19 protein-coding genes are annotated in these 18482 nt (G+C 71.6%); 11 read left to right on the forward strand and 8 right to left on the reverse strand.

Annotation, left to right across the window (positions count from 1 at the left end; genetic code table 11):
• Positions 1–93: 93 nt before the first annotated feature.
• The 4 genes from P8A20_RS13200 (at position 94) to P8A20_RS13215 (ending at position 2740) form a co-directional block, all read left to right on the forward strand.
• Entirely contained in the window at positions 94–624 is a 531-nt protein-coding gene (locus P8A20_RS13200) for a MarR family winged helix-turn-helix transcriptional regulator (RefSeq protein WP_147959244.1), read from the forward strand.
• A 98-nt stretch (positions 625–722) separates the two neighbouring features.
• Positions 723–914 carry a DUF1059 domain-containing protein gene (locus P8A20_RS13205; RefSeq protein ID WP_306103564.1) on the forward strand — a complete coding sequence of 64 codons (192 nt, stop codon included), beginning with the start codon at positions 723–725 and terminating at the stop codon, positions 912–914.
• Between the two features lie 142 nt (positions 915–1056).
• Positions 1057–1956, forward strand: coding sequence for an intradiol ring-cleavage dioxygenase (locus P8A20_RS13210; protein ID WP_147959243.1), 900 nt, complete (start codon positions 1057–1059; stop codon positions 1954–1956).
• Positions 1946–2740: a triphosphoribosyl-dephospho-CoA synthase gene (locus P8A20_RS13215; RefSeq protein ID WP_147959242.1), complete on the forward strand. Its 795-nt coding sequence runs from the start codon at positions 1946–1948 to the stop codon at positions 2738–2740. Before P8A20_RS13210 ends, P8A20_RS13215 begins: the two co-directional genes overlap by 11 nt.
• Before the next feature lie 48 nt (positions 2741–2788).
• Here the strand turns inward: P8A20_RS13215 and P8A20_RS13220 are convergent, their stop codons facing one another.
• The gene (locus P8A20_RS13220) at positions 2789–3934 is read right to left on the reverse strand and encodes a cystathionine gamma-synthase (protein ID WP_030123819.1); all 1146 of its coding nucleotides are present in this window, start codon (positions 3932–3934) and stop codon (positions 2789–2791) included.
• Positions 3935–4013: 79 nt separating this feature from the next.
• Here P8A20_RS13220 and P8A20_RS13225 point away from each other — a divergent pair, with 79 nt between their 5' ends.
• The 3 genes from P8A20_RS13225 to msrA all read left to right on the forward strand — a co-directional run bounded on the left by P8A20_RS13225 (position 4014) and on the right by msrA (position 6085).
• Positions 4014–5117 carry a hypothetical protein gene (locus tag P8A20_RS13225; protein WP_306103565.1) on the forward strand — a complete coding sequence of 368 codons (1104 nt, stop codon included), beginning with the start codon at positions 4014–4016 and terminating at the stop codon, positions 5115–5117.
• A gap of 36 nt (positions 5118–5153) precedes the next feature.
• Entirely contained in the window at positions 5154–5312 is a 159-nt protein-coding gene (locus P8A20_RS13230; protein WP_187282133.1) for a hypothetical protein, read from the forward strand.
• Between the two features lie 68 nt (positions 5313–5380).
• Entirely contained in the window at positions 5381–6085 is a 705-nt protein-coding gene (msrA, locus tag P8A20_RS13235; RefSeq protein ID WP_147964461.1) for a peptide-methionine (S)-S-oxide reductase MsrA, read from the forward strand.
• A 75-nt stretch (positions 6086–6160) separates the two neighbouring features.
• On the opposite strand, the gene P8A20_RS13240 is transcribed toward msrA, so the two are convergent.
• Positions 6161–6907 carry an esterase/lipase family protein gene (locus P8A20_RS13240; protein WP_147964460.1) on the reverse strand — a complete coding sequence of 249 codons (747 nt, stop codon included), beginning with the start codon at positions 6905–6907 and terminating at the stop codon, positions 6161–6163.
• A gap of 209 nt (positions 6908–7116) precedes the next feature.
• Here P8A20_RS13240 and adhP point away from each other — a divergent pair, with 209 nt between their 5' ends.
• Positions 7117–8139, forward strand: coding sequence for an alcohol dehydrogenase AdhP (gene adhP, locus P8A20_RS13245; protein ID WP_147964459.1), 1023 nt, complete (start codon positions 7117–7119; stop codon positions 8137–8139).
• Between the two features lie 45 nt (positions 8140–8184).
• On the opposite strand, the gene P8A20_RS13250 is transcribed toward adhP, so the two are convergent.
• Complete coding sequence (locus tag P8A20_RS13250; protein ID WP_147964458.1) at positions 8185–8547, reverse strand: helix-turn-helix domain-containing protein; 363 nt, start codon at positions 8545–8547, stop codon at positions 8185–8187.
• Between the two features lie 126 nt (positions 8548–8673).
• Entirely contained in the window at positions 8674–9582 is a 909-nt protein-coding gene (locus tag P8A20_RS13255; protein WP_147964457.1) for an NAD(P)-dependent oxidoreductase, read from the reverse strand.
• A gap of 83 nt (positions 9583–9665) precedes the next feature.
• On the opposite strand from P8A20_RS13255, the gene P8A20_RS13260 reads away from it, so the two are divergent.
• Complete coding sequence (locus P8A20_RS13260) at positions 9666–10037, forward strand: winged helix-turn-helix transcriptional regulator (RefSeq protein ID WP_147964456.1); 372 nt, start codon at positions 9666–9668, stop codon at positions 10035–10037.
• Positions 10038–10162: 125 nt separating this feature from the next.
• On the opposite strand, the gene P8A20_RS13265 is transcribed toward P8A20_RS13260, so the two are convergent.
• Positions 10163–11620, reverse strand: a complete 1458-nt coding sequence (locus P8A20_RS13265; protein WP_306103566.1) for an RICIN domain-containing protein — start codon at positions 11618–11620, stop codon at positions 10163–10165.
• 46 nt (positions 11621–11666) lie between these two features.
• A complete protein-coding gene (locus P8A20_RS13270) occupies positions 11667–13100 on the reverse strand; it encodes a pectinesterase family protein (protein ID WP_306103567.1) in 1434 nt (477 codons plus the stop codon).
• 291 nt (positions 13101–13391) lie between these two features.
• Here P8A20_RS13270 and P8A20_RS13275 point away from each other — a divergent pair, with 291 nt between their 5' ends.
• Both P8A20_RS13275 and P8A20_RS13280 read left to right on the forward strand, forming a co-directional pair.
• Entirely contained in the window at positions 13392–15545 is a 2154-nt protein-coding gene (locus tag P8A20_RS13275) for a sigma-70 family RNA polymerase sigma factor (protein ID WP_306103568.1), read from the forward strand.
• 25 nt (positions 15546–15570) lie between these two features.
• On the forward strand, positions 15571–15957 hold the full coding sequence (locus P8A20_RS13280; protein WP_147959237.1) for a YrdB family protein: 387 nt from the start codon (positions 15571–15573) through the stop codon (positions 15955–15957).
• Positions 15958–16081: 124 nt separating this feature from the next.
• Here the strand turns inward: P8A20_RS13280 and gdhA are convergent, their stop codons facing one another.
• Both gdhA and P8A20_RS13290 read right to left on the reverse strand, forming a co-directional pair.
• Positions 16082–17461, reverse strand: a complete 1380-nt coding sequence (gene gdhA / locus P8A20_RS13285; RefSeq protein ID WP_147959236.1) for an NADP-specific glutamate dehydrogenase — start codon at positions 17459–17461, stop codon at positions 16082–16084.
• A gap of 292 nt (positions 17462–17753) precedes the next feature.
• A complete protein-coding gene (locus P8A20_RS13290; protein ID WP_147959235.1) occupies positions 17754–18437 on the reverse strand; it encodes an ABC transporter ATP-binding protein in 684 nt (227 codons plus the stop codon).
• Between the last annotated feature and the right edge of the window lie 45 nt (positions 18438–18482).

Below are 18482 nucleotides of genomic sequence, written 5' to 3' on the forward strand. Positions count from 1 at the left end.
TCCACAGGTTTGTGCAGCGCTGGTACACGTTGCCCCGTGGCCGCGTACTCTGTCCCCCACCTATCCGACACCGCACGAAGAGAGCCCCCGGCCATGCCCCCTCAGGACATGACGACTGCTGCGTCTCCTTCCGGGGGCGCGACCCCCGGACACCCGGGAACGGACCACCTGCTCGACGCACTCCAGCACCAGGTGGCCGTCTTCGCCCGCCGTGCCGAACAGACCCGCCTCGGCGGTGTCGGGCAGGTCCGCAACTCGATGGACCGGGCTGCCTATCTGCTGCTCAACCGGCTCGACGCCGAAGGGCCCATGGGCGTCAAGGCCCTGGCGGCGGGCATGGGGATCGACTCCTCGACGGTGACCCGTCAGGTCGCGCCGCTCGTCGACACCGGTCTGGTCAAGCGCACCTCCCATCCGGAGGACGGGCGCGCTGTCGTGCTGCAGCTGTCGCCGCGCGGCCAGTCCCGTCTGGAGGAGGTCCGCGCCTCGCGGCGTGAGCTGATGTCGCAGGTGACCGACGAGTGGACCGAGGAGGAGCGCGACACCTTCTGCGCCCTGCTGACCCGGTTCAACTCCTCCCTGGCGGCCCGCCAGGCGGCGAGCCAGCCGGCTCAGGACAGCTGACCCTCGGCACCCGCGGTCCCGCGCGGTGTGCCCGGCTGTCCGCCGGGCCGGACGGATCTACCCTGGAAGTGCCGCACTCGCGAGTCGAGGAGGCCGCCATGACACGGAAGATCGCCGACTGCCGCAAGTATCCGAGCGTCTCGAACTGCGCACTCACCATTTCCGGTGAGGAGGACGAAGTCGTCCGCGCCGCCGCCGAGCACGCGGTATCGGTCCACGAGCACACCGACAGTCCGGAACTGCGTGAGCAGATCCGGGGCTCGCTGGAGGACGAGAGGGTCGCAGTCTGACCGCGGTACGCGTCGTCGTCCGGCGGACGGGACCGGGTCCCGGCCGCCGGACATCGGCTCGTGCACCGGGGCCGCGACACGCACAGCCGCCACACAGCCGTGACACGGACTGTGCCCAGGTGGCCGCCCTATCGTCCGGAGCATGTACGAGAACGGTGTGAGCAGGCGGAAGGTCCTGGCGGCGGGTGGCGCGGCGGCCGGGGTGGCCGGGCTGGCGTTGGCCGGGTGCGGCGCCGAGGGAACCACGGGCGCGTCGTCCGCCGGCGCTTCGGCGACGGCGTCCTCCTCGGGGTCCGGGCAGTGTGTCCTCATGTCCAGCGTCACGGAGGGCCCCTACTACCTCGACGACGCCCTGGTGCGTAAGGACATCACCGAAGGGAAGCAGGGCGTTCCGCTCACCGTGCGCCTGACGGTCCAGGACACGACCGAGTCGTGCGGCCCCGTCGCCGGAGCCGCGGTGGAGATCTGGCACTGCGACGCGTGGGGCTACTACTCCGGCTACACGACCGCCAGCCCGGGCGGTCAGGCCCCGGCGGAGAGCGAGGACACGAGCGGCGCGGACGACAAGACGTATCTGCGCGGCTACCAGATCGCGGGGGACGACGGAGTCGTGGAGTTCACGACGATCTACCCCGGCTGGTACACCCCGCGCGTCACCCACATCCACGTCAAGGTGCACACCGGCGGCAAGCGGGACGACGGGACCTACGAGGGGGGCAAGGTCAATTACACCGGCCAGCTGTTCTTCGAGGACTCGTACGGCGAGGCCGTCTACAAAGTGTCTCCGTACTCCCGGCACGTCGGTACACCCACCGCGCTCGACGACGACATGGTGTACGCCGGAGGCGGTGCCAAGGACGGGCTGACGACCGTCACCGGAGACGCGGACACGGGGTACGTCGCCACCCTGACCCTCGGGATCGACCCGGCCACCGAGAACACCGGCGCGGGCGACGGCGGGGGCGGAGGCGGCGGCGGCACCCCTCCGAGCGGCGGCCCCGGCGGCACACCCCCGAGCGGGGCCCCCGGCGATGCGCCGTAACGCGCTCGCGGAAGCTGCCGTGAGCGCCCTGGTCGAGGCCGTCGTCCTCACCCGCACCCCGGGGCCGGCGGACGGCCGCGGCCCCGGACCCGACGCCGCCACGGCCCGCTGGGCGGCCAAGGCACTCGCCCCGGGCCTCGCCGCGATGGCCGCGGCGGCCGGACGCACCGGCTCCGCCACGGGTCAGCTCCGGGAGGAGCTGGGGGCGATCGGCCGCGCCACCGAGCGGACGGCACGGCGAGCCGCCTGCGGTGCGGGGCAGCACCGGGGCGCGATCTGGGCCCTGGGGCTTCTGGTCTCGGCTGCGTCCCTGGAACCGGGCGCGAAGGCCGCAGAGGTGACGGCGACGGCCAGATCCCTGGCCGTGCTCCGCGACCGCAAGGCCCCCCGCACCCCGTCGGCGGGCTCCTCGGTGGCCGCTCGCTACGGCGCCGCCGGAGCGAAGGGCGAGGCCAGGGCGGGATTCCCGCACGCCCGGCGGGCTCTGGAGACCTTGCGCGGCACGCGGGGTCAGGGGGTCGGTGAGGAGGGCGCCAGGCTGAACGCCCTGCTCGGCGTCACGAGCACGCTCCAGGACACCGGGCTCCTGCACGTCGCGGGCCCGCACGGGCTCCGTCTGGTCCAGGGCGGGGCGCGTGCGGTCCTGGAGGCGGGAGGCGTGGGAACCGCCGGAGGGCGCGAGGCCCTCCGCACCATGGCTGAGGACCTCCGCGCCCGCGAGCTGCGGGCCGGCGGCAGCGAACCGCTGTTCGCCGCCGCCCTGTTCCTCGACCGGGTCTGCTGAGGGACGTGGGGCGCGGGCCTGACGGCGCGCGCCCCGTGCGGCAGCCCGTCAGCCGAGCGCCTGCGTCAGGTCGGCCAGCAGGTCGTCGGCGTTCTCGATGCCGACGGACAGCCGGACCAGGTCGGCCGGCACCTCCAGCGGAGAGCCCGCCGCGGACGCGTGCGTCATGCGGCCCGGGTGCTCCAGGAGCGACTCGACGCCGCCGAGCGACTCCCCGAGGGTGAAGAGCTTCGCGCGGTTGCAGACCTCGACGGCCGCTTCCTCGCCACCCGAGACCCGGAACGACACCATCCCGCCGAACGCCTTCATCTGCTTGGCGGCGATCTCGTGACCCGGGTGCTCCGGCAGCCCCGGGTAGAGGACCTGCGTCACCTTGGGGTGACGGGTCAGCAGGTCGGCGACCTTGGTCGCGTTCTCGTCGTGACGGTCCATGCGGACCGCGAGGGTCTTGATGCCGCGCAGCACCAGCCAGGCGTCGAACGGCCCGGCCACCGCGCCCATGGCGTTCTGGTGGTACGCCAGTTCCTCGGCCAGCTCGGGGTCGCTGACGACGAGCGCGCCGCCGACGACGTCCGAGTGCCCGCCCATGTACTTCGTGGTGGAGTGCACCACGACGTCGGCACCGAGCGAGAGCGGCTGCTGCAGGTAGGGGCTGGCGAAGGTGTTGTCGACCACGAGGCGCGCGCCCGCCTGCCGGGCCACGCCCGCGACGGCGGCGATGTCGGTGATGCCGAGCAGCGGGTTCGACGGCGTCTCCACCCAGATCGCCTTGGTGCGCGGGGTGAGCGCGGCCCGGACCGCGCTCACGTCGGAGGTGTCGGCGACCGAGAACTCCACGCCCCAGCGCGAGGCGACCTTCGCGAACAGCCGGAACGTGCCGCCGTAGGCGTCGTTCGGGATGACCACGTGGTCGCCGGGGGTCAGCAGCGTACGCAGGAGGCAGTCCTCCGCCGCGAGGCCCGACGCGAAGGCGAGTCCGCGCCGGCCGCCCTCCAGCGCCGCGAGGTTCTCCTCCAGCGCCGTGCGGGTGGGGTTGGCGCTGCGGCTGTACTCGTAGCCGCCGCGCAGTCCGCCGACGCCGTCCTGCTTGTACGTGGACACCTGGTAGATCGGCGGGACCACTGCGCCGGTGAGGGGATCCGCCGTGTTGCCGGCATGGATCGCAAGGGTCTCGAAGCTGTGCTGGTCGCTCATGGGGCCCGAGCGTAGTTCCTCGGAAGGGGAGTTACAGGCCACTCGCCGCCCGGTTACCCGTCCGGGGACAATGGACCGCATGGAGATTCTGTGGTTCCTGCTCGCCCTGTGCATGCTGGCCGCCGTGGTCGGCCCGATCATGCTGCGGCGCCGTGGCGGTATCCGCCAGGTGGCGCCCGGTTCGCCCGACGCCGCCGACCCGGACACCTACGGCTTCGCGCGGCAGGAGGAGCTGGACGTCCGGATGCCGGGTCCCGACCAGGACCTGCTCGACGTCCTCGACGTCGTCCAGGCCACCCAGAGCTGGAAGGCCGCCTCCCAGCTGCTCGCGGGTACGCCCAAGGAGAGCGAGGTCCGCTGGCAGCGGGTGCAGGCGTTCGCCGGTGCGGCCTCCCTGGAGCTGGCGCAGCGGCCCGGTGCCGGAGGCGCGTGGCTGAGGGCCTGGCGGGCCGAGGCCCCGAAGGACGCGGGCGCCGCGGCGGTGCACGCGGAGTTCCTGGTGCAGCAGGCGTGGCGCACCGGCACGGTGGGGACCGACGACTTCCGGATCATCCTGGAGGAGGCCCGGACCGTCTGCGGCGAGGCCGCTCTGCTGGCCCCCGGTGACCCCGTCCCCTACATCGTGGAGTTGGCCGTCGCCCGCGGTCTGGGTTACTCCCACGAGCAGTTCGACCAGGTCTGGGCGAAGATCATCGACCGTGCTCCCGGGCACATGGGCGCGCACATCGCGGCCCTGCACTTCTGGTGCGAGAAGTGGCACGGCTCCCGCGAGGAGGCCGAGCGCTTCGCGACGACGGCCGCCGCCCGCGCCCCGCAGGGCTCGTTGCTCGCCGCGCTGCCGTTGTTCGCGGTGTACGAGCACCTGCCCGAGGTCAATCTGGTGCAGGGCTTCTACCGGGGTGTCGTCGTGACGAGGGCGGTGGAGGGCGCGATGTTCGCCGTGCACGCGGCGCGGGCCGACGACCCGGTGCTCGCGCACGTGCGGCACCTGCTGGTCCTCTTCCTGGTCCGCATGGAGCGCTGGTCGGAGGCGATGCACCAGTTCGTCCACGTCGACGGCCACGTCGGTGCGCTGCCCTGGACCCAGAACCCCGACCCGGCCGCCGAGTACACGGTGTACCGGGCGCTGGCCGTCGCCGGGTACGAGGCGAACGGCGGCAGCCCCGCGACCCTGCTCCACTGACCCGGCACGCCCGACCGAAGGATTGGACCGGCACCCATGGCACGACTGATCCCGCTGATCCTGATAGGCCTCGCCGTCTTCTTCTGGCTGCGCGCGCGCAGGAAGACGGCCGCGTACATGGCCTCCTACGAGTACCCGGCCGGTGCGAACCGCGAGGGTGACGAACGTCGCGATCCTCCGGCCCCCGCGGCCTGAGCCAGCGGAATCCGCGGCGCCCTCACGGCGTTGTACCGAGCGAACCCCGACCCCGGAGGAGCCCCCGCATGTTCCTGACCCACCGCACCCCGCAGCTCCCCACCCCGGAGGAGGCCCTGCGAGGCCGCTCCACCCCCGAATTCTCGGTGCCGTCCCGCCACACGGTCCTCGGCAACCCGCTCACGGGCCCGTACCCGCAGGGCCTGGAGGTCGCCGACTTCGCGCTGGGCTGTTTCTGGGGCGCCGAGCGCAAGTTCTGGCAGACGGAGGGCGTCTGGACGACGCTCGTCGGCTACCAGGGCGGTTACACCGAGAACCCGTCGTACGAGGAGACCTGCTCCGGCCTGACCGGTCACACGGAGGCGGTCCGGGTCGTCTTCGACCCGCAGGTCGTGAGCTACGCGGAGCTCCTGAAGCTCTTCTGGGAGTCCCACAACCCGACCCAGGGCTTCCGCCAGGGCAACGACGTCGGTACGCAGTACCGCTCGGCGCTCTACACCCACTCCCCCGAGCAGGCGGAGGCCGCCCAGGCGTCCCGTGAGGCGTACCAGCAGGTGCTGACGGGCGCGGGCTTCAAGGAGATCAGCACGGAGATCCTGCCGGCGGAGGGCCGCACCTTCTGGCCCGCCGAGGCCTACCACCAGCAGTACCTGGACAAGAACCCCGACGGCTACTGCGGCATCGGCGGCACGGGCGCCACGCTGGAGTCCCCCTCCGAGACCAACTGGGGCCGGGCCTGCCCGACGGGCATCGCCCCGGCGCCGGGGGCCTGAGGCTTCCCGGGCCAGGCCGCACGGCACGCCCCGTCCCCGGCACCCCACAGGGTGCCGGGGACGGGCACGTCCGGGTCAGGAGGCGGCGAAGCGCGCGATCTGGCCCAGCACGATCGTGTCCGCCAGGAACCCGATGTGGGTCTGGCAGGCCACCAGGTTGTTCGTCGCGCCGGTCAGCCTGGTGCTGGTGTACGGGAGGATGACGCCGTCGCACGCCGAGTACCAGGTGGCGTACTTCGTGTCACCGGGGGTCTCGTCGCCCGAGGTGATCTGCGAGATGAACGAGGAGCCCGGGTACATCTGCTGGCAGGTCGTGTAGATCAGACAGGCGGAGGCGAACGTCGTCCCGTGGTTCGCGCCCGCGATCGAGGCGAGGTGGCTGACGCTGGTGTTCCCGCCCAGCACCTTCAGGTAGTACTGGCTGACGAGGCCGCCCATCGAGTGGTTGACGATCGCGACCTTGCTCGCCCCGGTCCGGGACTTGACGTTGTCGACGAAGGACGCCAGGCCCTGCGCGTTGGTGATGTTGTTGCCGTAGGAGTTGTACTCGTACGCGAAGAGCTTGGAGCTGGACCAGCCGTTGAGCTGGAAGACGCTCATGGCGGTGACCCAGTTCGAGGCGTTGCCGGTGTAGCCGTGGACGAAGACGACCGGTGTGCTCGTCGACAGCGGCTGCACGGCGGTGCCGGCCTGTGCCGTCGACGTGGCGGCGGTCGTCGCAGCCGGGGCCGCGCCCGCCGTCGACGCCGAGGAGAACAGGGAGAACGCGACGGTGACTGCCGCGAGGACGCCGAGAAGCCGGCGGGGAGAACGACGACGCATGGAGCGCTCCTGACGGGGGTGCGGGGTGCGGGTGCCTGACCCGACAAGGTTCGGGCCGCGGGGCCCTGGCGCCATCGGCGAATTCACCGGCGTCGGCGACGGGCCGGGCTCCGGCCCACGGGTCGCGACCGGGCGGACGTGACCGCAGACTGCTGGTGAGGAACCGGGCATCCCCCTCACCGTGCTCTCGGAGGCTCGCCATGCCGGTCATGAAGGCAGCAGTGGTCAAGGACTTCACCTCTCCCCTCGTCGTCGAGGAGGTGGAACTGCCGGCTCCGGGCCCCGGTCAGGCCCTGGTGAAGGTGCTCTACTCGGGCGTCTGCCACACGGACCTGCACGCGGCGCACGGTGACTGGCCGGTGAAACCGGTCGTCCCCTTCATCCCGGGGCACGAGGGCGTGGGCGAGGTCGTGGCGGTCGGCGACGGGGTGAAGCGCCTCGGGGTGGGTGACACGGTGGGCAACGCGTGGTTCTGGTCGGCCTGCGGCGCGTGCGAGTTCTGCGTCACCGGTCGCGAGACGCTCTGTCCGGACCAGCGGAACGGCGGCTACTCGGTCGACGGCTCGTTCGGGCAGTACATGCTGGTCGACGCGGCCTACGCCCCGGTCCTCCCGGCAGGTGTGGACCTACGCGCCGCGGCCCCGATCCTCTGTGCCGGGGTCACCGTCTACAAGGGCCTCAAGGAGTCGGAGGTCGCGCCGGGGCAGTGGGTACTCGTCTCCGGCGTCGGCGGGCTGGGCCACATCGCCGTCCAGTACGCGCGCGCCATGGGGATGCGCGTGGTCGCCGTCGACGTCTCGGACGACAAGTGCGCGCTGGCCCGCCGCCACGGCGCCGAGCTGGCGGTCAACGCCCTCACCGACCCGGACCCGGAGGGCACGGTCAAGGAGTTCACGGGCGGCGGGGTGCACGGAGGTCTGGTCACCGCTGTGAACGGCAAGGCCTTCTCCCAGGCGGTGGGGTCGCTGAGGCGCGGCGGGACGCTGTCGCTGGTGGGCCTGCCGCCCGAGCAGTTCCCCCTGGACATCTTCTCCACGGTGCTCCTCGGCCTGACGGTGCGGGGTTCCATCGTGGGCACCCGGGCCGATCTGGCGGAGGCCGTCGACTTCTTCGCCCGGGGCCTGATCGAGCCGACGTACACACTCCGGCCGCTGACGGACGTCAACGCGGTGTTCGACGAGATGGCCGCCGGGCGGATCGAGGGCCGTGTCGTCATGGACATGAGCGCCTGACGGCTCACGTCCCCGGGGACGGGCGGGCCGGGGACAGCGGGCCGGTCAGGCGGCCAGCCGGACCGCTCCCCTCGGCATCCGGGTCGTGGACGTACGGGAGGGGGCGCTCCTGCGGGTGAGTTCGCCCTGTGCCAGGGAGAGCACGTCGGCCAGTCCCAGCCCGAGCGAACGGGCGGCCGCGGCCAGCACCTCGGACGAGGCCTCCTTGCGCCCGCGTTCGATCTCGGAGAGGTACGGGACGGAGATCCGCGCGGCCTCGGCCACGTCCTTGAGCGTCCGCTGCTGGCCGGTGCGCTCGCGGCGCAGCACGTCACCCACGACGTCCCTCCAGAGGGGCTCCCGCTCCGGCGCCGCGGGGACGGGGCGCAGGGGGATGACGCGGGCACGGTCCGGTGTGTGGCTGCTCATCGTCCGAGCCTAGGAGCGGTGCGCCCGGCGCGGGAGGGTTTCGCCCTCCGCGCCGGGCGTATCTGCTGTCGGCAGAACGGAACCTCCCCGCAGGACCCGCGGGCGCGGTGCCGTACCCGCGTCGCGTCAGCGCGGTGACCGGATGCCGTCGATGATCCGCGTCCAGTTGTCGCCGCCGTGCCCGTCCTCGATCGCGCGCCGGTAGTGCGCCTGCACCGCCCGTGGGAGCGCGAGGTCCAGCCCGAGCGAGGTGCTGGCCTCGACGATGTGGTCGGACGTCGCCCCCATCATGGTGACCGTGCTGAGTTCGCCGGGATGTTCTCCGGCGTCCAGCGCGGCGCCGGGCCTCTCCTCGCCCGCCCGCAGGATGTCGCCGGTCGAGTCGGCGGAGGAGAGCAGCTCGGGGAGCGCTTCCTCGGCCTTCATCCCGGCGGTGCCCAGCATCGCGGTGGCGTGCATCAGGCCGGACAAGGTGGTGAGGAACACCGTGAGTTGGGCCTGGTACATCAGCTGGGCGAGGCCCAGGTCCTCGCCCAGGTATCTGGGTGTGCCGAGCAGCGCGAGGGTGTCCCTGCGGGCCCGCATGACCTCTTCGGGGCCGCTGTAGTAGACGTGGGCGGCCTCGGTGCCGACCATCGGTGCGGGGACCATGACGCCTCCGGTGAGGAAGGCGGCGCCGTGGCCCGCCGCCCAGGCCGCCGCCTCGCGTGTGCGCTCGGGGGTGTCGGAGCTCAGGTTGACCAGGGTCCGCCCGGCGAGCGACGCGGTGGCGCCGTCGAGGACGTCGTACATGGCCTGGTAGTCGGTGAGGCTGAGGAGCACGAGGCCGCTCGCCTCGATCGCGTCGCGGGGTGTCGCCGCGAGCGTCGCCCCGTCCTCGACGACGCCTTCGGCCCGGCCGGCGGTGCGGTTCCATACGGTGACCGGGTGTCCTGCGGTGAGGAGTGTGCGGGTCATCGCCCGGCCCATCGGGCCGAGTCCGATGACGGTGACGCCGCTGTTCCGGCTGGTGGTGGGGTTCTGTTGTCCGTTCACCCCTCCATGCTCGGCGCGCGTCACTACTCTCGGAAGTACCCACTAATTACTGCGGTACTTACCTCTGAGTAAGGGGACGACGCATGGCCAAGGCTCCGAGGAACGGGCCCTACATCTGTGGCATCGACGCCGCGCTCGACGTGGTGAGCGGCAAGTGGAAGGGGCTGATCCTCTGGGAACTCGACGCACATGGGGTGCGCCGCTTCAGTGAGCTGCGCCGCGGTCTCGTGGGAGTGAGCGAGAAGATGCTGACGCAGCACCTGCGCGAGATGGAGGAGGACGGCCTCGTGCACCGGGAGGTGTACGCCGAGGTGCCGCCGCGCGTGGAGTACACGCTCACCGAACACGGCCGCACGCTCAACCAGGCCCTCCAGCCGCTCGGGGTGTGGGGGAGCGAGCGGACGCGGCGCGAACAGCTCGAAGCGGTCGATGCGGCCGGGGCCTCACACGTCTGAGCCCGTCGGCCACGAGTCCCCCGGGCACGCCGGAGGCCTCACCGACAAGCCATGGGCCCGGTACGGGACACGGTCTGTCCCGTACCGGGCCTTCCCGGCGGCGGCCGGACACCTGCCGCTGTGGGTCAGCTCCCGATGTTGCCCTGCGGGCCGGCGTACTGCTTGAGCAGGGCGGGGACGTCCGCTGCCGGGTCCAGGGTGTAGCTGTAGTGGTCGCCCGGCTTGAACGTCGTCCCGTTGGTCTGCTGCTTGCCGGTGCAGGAGACGCAGATGCTGCCGGTCTGGGTGAGGGACGCGGCGGTGGTGTCGACGTAGTAGGGGTTGGCGACGCTCTGGTAGTAGCTGTTCTCGATGACGGTCTTCGAGGCGCCGCGTGACAGGTTCCCGTACGAGGTCACGTTCTGCATGTAGTTGTTGTAGAGGTGCGCGAAGGCGACGTTGTCGATGCTGGGGTTGCGCTGGTTGGTGTCGTGGATCCAGTTGTGGTGGATCGTCATCCGCGCGGTGACGTTGTCCGTCCAGCCGATGCCGAAGGCCTTGTTCTGCTCACCGAGGACGTTCCAGGAGACGGTGAGGTAGCTGGTGTCCTTGCGGCTGTCGATGAGCCCGTCGTTCATCCGCTCGATGCGGTTGTGGTCGATCCAGATGTGGTCGGCGGTGTCCATCTGGATGCCGTCGTAGTCGTAGTCCTTGTCGTCCGGGTCGTCCTCGGTCATCCGGGTGTCGCGGATGGTGAGGTTGCGGATGATGACGTTGTGGACGCCGGTGCCGAGGAAGAACCCGCCGCCGACGATCTGGCCCGAGGTGCCGACGCCGATGATCGTCTTGTTCGACTTGACCGGTATCTCATGGCCGTACGGGGTGACCGTGACCGCGGCGGCCACCTTGATCACGTAGGGCTCGGTGGCGGTGGCGTACTTCACCAGGTCCGCGTAGTTCGTGACGGTGACGGTCGAGCCCGCCGCGCCGCCCGTGGTGCCGCCTCCGGTGGAGGCGAAGCCGTCGGCCTTGTCGGACCAGGTACGCCCGGACACGGACCTGAAGGCCCACTGCTTGTTGCTGTTGGCGGTGCAGGTCTCCTGGATGACCGCCGCGCCACTGGCCGTGGAGGCGTCCTTCAGGCTCATGCACAGACCGCTGTTCACATTGACGACCTGGAACGTGTCCGTACCACTCGCCGCCAGCGTCCACTGCTGGTTCGTCTGACCGGCACACCCCCACTGCTGGAGCTGCACCCCACTCACCTTCGAGTAGTCCGGCACATCCACGCACTTACCACTCGACCTGTTCACCAGCCGGTACTTCCCCGACCCGTCGGCCGCCAGCGTGAACTGCTGCCACGCCGCACCCTCCGTACACCCCCACTGCTGCAACAACGCACCGTTCGCCGCCGAAGCCCCCGGCACATCGACGCACTTACCGCTCTTCTTCACCGCCAGCTGATACACACCCCCCACCGACGGCAGCGCCACCGCCCCCGCGGAAGACACCAGACCACCGGCCAGGACTCCGCCGACGGCCAGGAGCAGTGCCGTCAGCATGGCTCCGAGCCGGAATTTCCGCCTGTTCCTGTGTTCGCGCATGTGTGCTCGTTCCTCTCTCGTACGTGTGCGGGTCGTGTGCGCCGGGTCAGCGCACCGGGTTCCAGCCGTCCGTTCCGGCCAGGTACTTCTGCGGGGTGTAGTTCGCGGCCTGCGCGTCCGTCAGCTGCGGACGGTTGCCGTTGACGGTGGCTCCGGCGCCGGTGTTGCGGTATTCGGAGAACCGGGCGTTCTTCCAGGAGTTGGTCGACATGTCCGTCCACGGCTGGGCGGTGGCCAGGGCCGAGGAGAGCGAGGACTCCCGGTAGAGCACCTGGGCGTCCGCGCGCCACGGGCGTCCGAGCTGGGTGGTGTTCGACACCGCGCCCGTCACGGTGGACCGGTAGAAGAGGAAGCCGTACGTCTTGTCGGCGGGGGTGCTGGCCGCCGTGATCGGGCCGCCGGTGCTGCGCTTCTCGTGGATCGTGCAGCCGTGGAAGACGGCGGTCCCGCCGCCGTAGACGAAGTCCACGGTGCCTTCGATGTACGAGTCCACGATGTAGGCGCGCGCCTTGTTGTTGACCAGGAAGGTGTCCTGGTCGCCGAGGAGCCGTACGTCGTCGAGGACGGCCTTGTCCGCGTCCAGGTAGAGCGCGAGGGCCTGGTCGCCGGTGTCGGAGGTGTTCTCGTCGAAGTCGTTGGACAGGGTGAGGTTGGTGGCGTCGAAGTCGTGGCCGAGGGCGACGACGGTGGCGGAGCCCGCGGTGCCGTAGTCGCCCGCGTTACGGTTGTTGACGATGACGACGTCGTCCGGCGAGTCACCGAGGCCCTTCAGGGTGATGAAGGGCTTGTCGGCGGGGACGGTGACCTGCTCGCGGTAGGTGCCGGGCTTGACGGTGATGGTGACGCGGCTCGCGTTCCCGCTGCCGACGGCGTTCACCGCTGCCTGCACGGTCCGGTAGGTGCCGGTGCCGTCGGCGGCGACGGTGGCCGGCCCAGTGGTGCCGACCGGCTTGAAGGCCCACTGCTTGTTGCTGTTGGCGGTGCAGGTCTCCTGGATGACCGCCGCGCCACTGGCCGTGGAGGCGTCCTTCAGGCTCATGCACAGACCGCTGTTCACATTGACGACCTGGAACGTGTCCGTACCACTCGCCGCCAGCGTCCACTGCTGGTTCGTCTGACCGGCACACCCCCACTGCTGGAGCTGCACCCCACTCACCTTCGAGTAGTCCGGCACATCCACGCACTTACCACTCGACCTGTTCACCAGCCGGTACTTCCCCGACCCGTCGGCCGCCAGCGTGAACTGCTGCCACGCCGCACCCTCCGTACACCCCCACTGCTGCAACAACGCACCGTTCGCCGCCGAAGCCCCCGGCACATCGACGCACTTACCGCTCTTCTTCACCGCCAGCTGATACACACCCCCCACCGACGGCAGCGCCACCGCCCCCGCGGGAGACACCAGACCACCGGCCAGGACACCTCCCAGCACGGTCGCGACGGCCAGGGCGCGCCGCTTCCTGTTCGGTCTCTCGGTCATCGTTCGCTCCTTCGGATAGGTCGTCAGGTGCGGTGCTGTGAGCCGCAGTGCCCAGGTAGATGCGTGGGGCGGCTGCGGATGACAGAAATCCGGAAGAAACTTTTCCGGGACATCGGACCGGGTCCGAGGGGGCGGGTGCGGCACCTGGGGCATGAGTGTCCGCGGCGGTAACTTCTTTACTGGTCACCGCCGTTGTGCCACGATGCCTGCCTCTGGGCCCCGGGCCGGGTACGGGCGCTTCCGCGGCGGCGCCGGTGACCGGCCGCGAAGCGAGTGAGGAGCCGTGGCGGGATGACGGACAGCGGGACCGGCCGGGCGGTACGCGACACCTCGGCGCTCGTCGAGGCCGCCCGGGGCGGTGACAGCGGGGCCCTGGAGGAACTGCTCGCCGCGCACCTGCCGCTGGTATACGGAATCGTCGGCCGGGCCCTCAACGGCCACACGGACGTCGACGACCTCGTGCAGGAGGTGATGCTGCGGATCGTCCGCGCGCTGCCGTCACTGCGCGAGCCCGAGCGGTTCCGCTCCTGGGCGGTGGCCATCGCCTACCGGGAGATACAGCAGCACCAGCGGCGTACGGCCCGCGACCGCTTCCAGGGCCATGACGTGGAGTGCGTCGCCGACCCGCTCACCGACTTCGCCGAACGGACCGTCGCCGAGCTCGAACTCACCGGCCAGCGCCGCGATCTGGCACGCGCGGCACGCTGGCTGGACGAGGACGACCGCCGGCTGCTCGCCCTGTGGTGGGAGGAGGAGGCGGGCCGCATCGGCCGGGCCGACGTCGCCCGCGCCATCGGTCTGGACGCCCGGCACACCGCGGTCCGGGTCCGCCGCATGAAGGTCCGGCTGGAGGAGGCCCGTACGGTGGTCCGCGCCCTGGCCGTCGCGCCCCGCTGCCCCGGGCTGGCCGATGCCGTGCAGGGCTGGGACGGCGGCACGGGGGCACTCTGGCGCAAGCGGCTGACCCGGCATGTGCGCGGCTGCGCACAGTGCGGGGCGCAGGGAACCGGCCTGGTCGCCCCGGAGAAGCTGCTGCCGGGGCTCGGGCTGCTGCCGGTGCCCGGCGGTCTGGCGGAAGGCGTGCGCCAGGCCGCCGAGGCCGCCTCCCTGGTCGGGCAGGCGGCCACCGGCCGCGTCCAGGACCTGCTGCACCACTTCACGGCCAAGACGGTCGTCGCGTCGGCCGCCGCCCTGGCCGTGGCCGTGGGGGCGCTGACCTATCCGGTGTGGCACTCCCCCGCGCCCGGCCCCCGGGCGGCGCCGCCCGCCGTGAGCCGTCCCGCGCAGCCGCCGGCGCCGTCCCCCGCCCGGCCCTCCCGGACGGCTGCCGAGCCGGCAGCGGCGTCCGCCTCCCCGACGGCGCGCGCCGAGCTCCGGGCGGACACCGCGATCGGTGTGACCGGCGCCGACATCTATCTCGCGCCCGACGGTTCGGACGACGGGGACGGCAGCCGTGCCCGGCCCTACGCCACGCTCGGCAAGGCGGCGTCCGTGGTCCGCCCGGGCCAGACGATCGCCCTGCGCGGGGGCACCTACCGCCCCACCGAGGAGACGTCCCTGACCACGGACGGCACGGCGGACCGGCGCATCACGCTCAGCAACTACCGGGGCGAGCGGCCCGTCATCGACGCCTCGGGGGTGCCCGCCGCCTCCTGGGCGGTCACCCAGGAAGCGGACCACTGGACCGTGCAGGGCCTGGAGATCCGGGGTTCGGCGAGTCACGCGTACGTCTGCCGGAGCTGCCGGAACACGGTCTTCCGCGGCCTGTCCCTGCACGACAACGCGGAGTCCGGGCTGACCCTGCGCGACGCGGGCACCGAGAACAACACCGTGCTGGACAGCGACTTCTACGCGAACGGGCCCGGCGAGGCGGGTGGTGTCGGCCTGGGGGTCAAATTCGGTTCGGGCAGCGGGAACACGGTGAGCGGCTGCCGTGCGTTCGGCAACGGGGCCGACGGGATCGACCTCGGCGGTTTCACCAGCCCGGTGACGGTGCGCGGCAGTTGGTCCTACCGCAACGGCAACGGCTTCACCCTCGGCGGCGGCCACACTTCGGCCTCCGTCGCCCATGTGCTGACCGACGACATGGCCTGGGACAACGTCGGGCTCGGTTTCAACGACGAGGGCAACCCCGGTGCGATCCGTCTCACCCGCAACACGGCCTTCCGCAACGGCACGGGCTTCCACCTGGTCACCGCCGCCGCCGTGCTGAACGCCAACGCGGCGGCGGACAGCGGCGAGGGGCGGGACGCGGTGCTCGCGGATTCCGCCAGGTCCGAGGGCAACACCTGGGACGGCGGCGCCGCGCCGGTGTTCACCACTACCGACCCGTCCACCGCCGAGGCTGCCCGCGCGGCCGACGCCACCCTGCCCCGGACCGCCTTCCTGACCTCGTCCGGCACCGCGCCGGGCGCCCGTATGACACCCCGGGGGGACGCACAATGAGGGACCCCGTACGAGAGGACTCCGTATGACGGCCGACGACGGCCACCGCGCCCTCCCGTGGGACCGCCCCTGGTTCGCGGCGAACGAGGTGCTCGCGTTCGTCCTGGAGCTGGTCGCGATCGGCGCTCTGGCCTGGTGGGGCTTCACCGCGCAGGAGGGCGCGGCGGCATCGGCGGCTCTGGGGATCGGGACACCGGCGGCGGCCGTGGCGCTGTGGGGCCTGTTCGCCGCGCCCCGCGCCCGCTTCTCCCTGCCGCTCCCGGGGGTGCTGGCCGTGAAGGCCCTGGTCCTCGGCGGCGGCGCGGCGGCGGTGTACGGGACGGGGCACCCCGTGGCGGCGTGGGTCCTGGCCGCGGTCACGGCCGTGAACACGGGCTGCGCGGAGTACTTCAGGCGCCGTGCCGAGCAGTAGCCGCACCCGGTGACATCCGGACCACAAGGAGTCCGCCCAACCCGACACACCGGCGAGCAAAGCGCGGGGAGCGTCGCCGCGCGGTCCGGGGGGTCGTCCCCCCGGACCCCGCGACGCCGCCCCGTCAGATCAGGCCCTGCGCCAGCATGGCCTCGGCGACGATCTCGAAGCCGGCGATGTTCGCGCCGACCACGTAGTTGCCCGGGCTGCCGTACTTCTCGGCGGTCGTGTGGCAGGAGTCGTGGATGTGGCGCATGATCTGCGCGAGCCGCTCCTCCGTGTGGGCGAAGGTCCACGAGTCACGGGAGGCGTTCTGCTGCATCTCCAGGGCGCTGGTGGCCACGCCGCCCGCGTTGGCCGCCTTGCCGGGCGCGAAGGCGACGCCCGCCTCCTGGAAGACGTGGACGGCCTCCGGCGTGGTCGGCATGTTGGCGCCCTCGGCGACCGCCTTCACCCCGTTGCGTACGAGGGCGAGGGCGTCGGCCTCGTGGAGTTCGTTCTGGGTGGCGCAGGGCAGGGCGACGTCCACGGGGACGCTCCAGACGCCGGTGCCCTCGACGTAACGCACGTGCTCGCCGCGCCGCTCGGCGTACTCGGAGATCCGGCCCCGGCCCGTCTCCTTGATCTCCTTGAGCAGATCGAGGTCGATGCCCTTCTCGTCGACGACGTAGCCGCCCGAGTCGGAGCAGGTCACCACGGTCGCGCCGAGCTGCTGCGCCTTCTCGATGGCGTAGATGGCCACGTTGCCGGAGCCGGACACCGCGATGCGCTGGCCGTCCAGGGACTCCCCGCGGACGCGCAGCATCTCGGCGGTGAAGAGGACGCAGCCGTAGCCGGTCGCCTCGGTGCGGGCCTGTGCGCCGCCCCAGCCGAGGCCCTTCCCGGTGAGCACCCCGGACTCGTAGCGGTTGGTGATCCGCTTGTACTGGCCGAAGAGGTAGCCGATCTCGCGGCCGCCGACGCCGATGTCACCGGCGGGGACGTCGGTGTACTCGCCCAGGTGGCGGTGGAGTTCCGTCATGAACGACTGACAGAACCGCATGACCTCGGCGTCGGACCGGCCCTTCGGGTCGAAGTCCGCGCCGCCCTTGCCTCCGCCGATCGGCATGCCGGTGAGGGCGTTCTTGAAGATCTGCTCGAAGCCGAGGAACTTCACGATGCCGAGGTTGACGGAGGGGTGGAAGCGCAGCCCGCCCTTGTAGGGACCGAGCGAGCTGGAGAACTCGACGCGGAAACCGCGGTTGACGTGGATGTCGCCGGAGTCGTCCGACCACGGCACCCGGAAGATCAGCTGACGCTCGGGCTCGCAGACCCGCTCGATGATGCGGGCGTCGACGAACTCCGGTCGCTGCGCCAGCACGGGGCCCAGGGTTTCCAGGACCTCGCGCACCGCCTGGTGGAACTCGCCCTCGCCCTGGTTGCGCCGCAGGATCTCCGCGTAGAGCGGCTCGATGACACGGTCCCCGGCGCTGCGCGGGGTGAGGGAGTCGGAACTGGCCGGCATCTGATCAACCTTCCATGGGTGGGCTCATGCGCGTCGGCGCTCCCTGTCCCCGGAGGCGCCCCCGGCCCGTGGGGGCCGTTGCACCCGGCAAGTCTCGCAGTGCGGACCGGCCTTGCCAGGGCGACATCCACATAGTGGCCACCACCGTTCGTCCCGGTACGCACGCTTCTGCCCTCCCGCAGCCCTCCGCCGCCGGGGCTGGGGGGCCGCACGGCGCCCGCTCCGCGGGGCCGTGCGGGTGGCGGATCTCACAGCCGGAGGAGGTCGGCTGTGAGATCCGCGGGGTTGCGGATCAGGCCGCCGCGTTCTCCGTCACCGTCACCTTTCCCTTGCGGATGGTCGCCACCCGGGGAGCCTTGCGGGCCAGGGAGCTGTCGTGCGTGACCATCACGAAGGTCAGCCCGTGCTCCTTCCACAGTCCGTCGAGCAGGTCCATGATCTCGTCGCGCATGGACTCGTCGAGGTTGCCGGTCGGTTCGTCGGCGAGCAGCACCTTCGGCCGCTTGACCAGAGCCCTGGCGATGGCGACACGCTGCTGCTGGCCGCCGGACATCTCGCTCGGCAGGTGGGTGGGGCGGTCGCCGAGGCCCACCGACTCCAGCGCCTCCGCGGCGCGTTCGCGGCGGGTCCTCGCACCGAGGCCGAGGGGGACGAGGGCGGTCTCGACGTTCTCCTGGGCGGTGAGCGTCGGGATCAGGTTGAAGCTCTGGAAGACGAATCCGATGGACTCGGCCCGGACCTTGGTGAGCCGGGACTCGGGCAGTTCGGCCAGGTCGACGCCGTCGAGCTCGATGGTGCCGGAGGTGGGCCGGTCCAGCCCTCCCAGCATCTGCAGGAGGGTGGACTTGCCTCCGCCGGTCGGGCCCTGGATGACGAGCCTGCCACCGTCCTCGATGGTCAGATCGACACCGGCGAGCGCGTCGACGGGATTCTTGCCGCGCATGTAGCGCTTGGTGACGCCCTTGAGCTGGTACACGTGTGGACTCCTGCTGCTACGTACGGGAAGGGGTGGGGCGGGGCG

This window comes from Streptomyces sp. Alt3 (genome assembly GCF_030719215.1).
GTDB lineage: Bacteria > Actinomycetota > Actinomycetes > Streptomycetales > Streptomycetaceae > Streptomyces > Streptomyces glycanivorans.